The 395-nt window shown below is 35.7% G+C and carries 1 pseudogene; it reads left to right on the top strand.

Annotated elements, in window-relative coordinates:
- Nucleotides 1–18: 18 nt before the first annotated feature.
- Nucleotides 19–395 (top strand): annotated as a pseudogene (locus tag ACWIX0_RS14270) (hypothetical protein); the annotation flags it as partial.

Raw genomic sequence — 395 nt, forward strand, 5'->3', positions numbered from 1 at the left:
CTTTTGATATAGATTTTGGGTGCTAAAAGAGTGAGAGGCAAAGGAGGGCGAGTAGCTGGCAAAAAAACTTCTGTATTTTTGCTTCGTTTGACTCACAACTGCAAGCAGAAGGTATGCTAAAACGAAATAATTGTGTTTATACTCAAATTGTCAAACATTGCTTGGCAGAGGAGTTTTTGCCTATAATACGAGATTTAAGCAATATAAATGAAACAGAATTTTATAGTGATTATTGGGTGGCGTATGATGGATTAGTAGATTTCTTTGCTTTGCTTACGCTTACAACTGCAAGCAAAAGTGGCAAAAGCACATTATCGAGTCAAACACTCAAAAAATGAGTTTGCAAAAGGTAGAAATCACATAAATGGTATTGAAAACTTCTGGGGCTATGCAAA

It is taken from the genome of Helicobacter sp. T3_23-1059 (assembly GCF_053654515.1).